The sequence below is a fragment of the Fulvivirga sp. genome (assembly GCF_040220315.1).
Lineage (GTDB): Bacteria > Bacteroidota > Bacteroidia > Cytophagales > Cyclobacteriaceae > Fulvivirga.
On record NZ_JAVJUY010000327.1, the window covers coordinates 1 to 1,827 of the forward strand.

At 35.7% G+C, this 1,827-nt stretch carries 2 protein-coding genes and 2 pseudogenes; all 4 read right to left on the reverse strand.

From position 1 onward, the window contains the following. Positions 1-250, reverse strand: a pseudogene (locus RLO81_RS16750) (nuclear transport factor 2 family protein); the annotation flags it as partial. A gap of 128 nt (positions 251-378) precedes the next feature. Beyond that, positions 379-969, reverse strand: a pseudogene (locus RLO81_RS16755) (cytochrome b/b6 domain-containing protein). Between the two features lie 159 nt (positions 970-1,128). Continuing rightward, entirely contained in the window at positions 1,129-1,623 is a 495-nt protein-coding gene (locus tag RLO81_RS16760; RefSeq protein ID WP_350114315.1) for a thioredoxin family protein, read from the reverse strand. A 2-nt stretch (positions 1,624-1,625) separates the two neighbouring features. Next, positions 1,626-1,827, reverse strand: a 202-nt coding sequence (locus tag RLO81_RS16765) for a hypothetical protein (RefSeq protein ID WP_350114318.1), incomplete at its 5' end; no start/stop codon positions are given.

Consider the following 1,827-nt stretch of genomic DNA (forward strand, 5'->3'; position numbering starts at 1 on the left):
CATCTCTAAAAAGGGCTTCGTAGTTTTTTCTCATTTCGTCTTTCCCCTTATATAATAATATTCTTGGATATCGAAATACCTTAACGGAGTCTTTATATTGGCTAAGGAATAAATCAATGTCTTTGTTATTGTAGGCCTTCAATTGTGTTTGGATGATCTTGATGTAGGTAGAATCTTTTTCAGAGATACTTCCAAAAGCAAATGTGTTTATCATTAAGAATGACAAAACGAAATTAAGAAATAGCTTCATTTTCTTTAATAATTATTTTGTCACTGCCGTGTGAAATTTTGAAATAAGGCAGATCCAGTATTTATCCTTACGAACTCATTAAGTACCGAGTTGCAACTTTTTGAAAAAAAAATAAGGTATTTGAATACCTATTTCTCCTTATCTCCCACTCTTCCGCCACTAACTATTCTTGATACAATTCCTTTTTGATCACCAAATTCAGCCAACAAAACCCCAGTTAAATGAATGACAATAAAAGGTACCAGGTAGTAGATGGAAAGTACATGGATCTCTTCCATCGATTTTTTAAATTCTTTGGGCCCCAGTTCAATGATGAGCCCAGTTGTTAATGAGACAATGACACAAGCGTAAAATATAATTTAAGTCCACATTTGAAATTTTTCCTTTGTAGATAATATAGAAGATAAGGGATTCTGAATCTTCATTTGACCTAAAAATGGCACGGCAAAGCGTAAAACAAATAAGCCCACCAAAACATAACCAATATACACATGCCAATTCCACATGGGCTCTCTTATTCTTTTAGCCAGTACGATTAACTGTTCTTGATTAAGGGTCAAATCCGTATTACTACTGAGATAGTCTTGAATGATTCCAGCCATATTGTCCTTATTCATCCATGTTAACCTTAAGAATATTGTGATTAACAAAAGAAGAAATGAAATGGCGATTGCCCAATGAATAATTCGATATGTGGTTGAGTATTTAGAACTTTTCATGTAAAATTATTTAAAGCGCAATATTACCCTTCCAGCATAAAATAAAACATGATAATAATCACCGAATAAGTAGGTGTTACCAAAGTCGAAACCAATTATTAATAGTGAATCAGCATCGTTCTGAACCTGCCAATAGTTATCTGGAATGTTTGCCTTTTGCTATTTCCTCTCAAGTATTCTGGCCATCTGGTCAGCACTCAGGTATTGGAAATAACGTGCAACAGCCTCAAATTTTTCATCCAGCAATACCATGGCTGGCAACGAAAATGGTTGTCCTTTTCGACTCGCCATCAAAAGTGGGATTTGGTGTACCGGGTTAGGTTTCCTGAGTCTTTCATTTACAAAAACCTGATTGCCGAAATGAATGGTATCCGATGTCTCGATATTCATTTTCACCGCATAATAGTCGGCATTCATAATAGTAGCCACCTTTTGATCCTGAAAAGCAACACGATCCATTTTATGACAATAGGTGCACCAGTCGGCATAGAAATATACAAAGACCTTTTTGGGATAAACCTTCAATGAGTCATCCAGCTGATCAAAGGTCATCCACTGAATGGAGTCTTGAGCTGAAACAGAATGGGTTCCCATAAACAAAGAAAAACAGAGCAGGATACATTTTAAGGTATGATGTACTGTTCTTTTACTCACAACTATAAAGATTTAATGCGTAAGCCTACAAAAAATATTCTTGGCGCACCGGGCCCATAGACATAATTGCTGTCTCTGTTTTTGCTGATATCAAAGTCATCCTGATAGGCATTAAAAATGTTCTTCATACCACCAAATAACTCGAGACCTGTCTTGGTTTTTTCTAACTCAAAAGTATATCCAAGCCTCACTCCTATCTCAGTA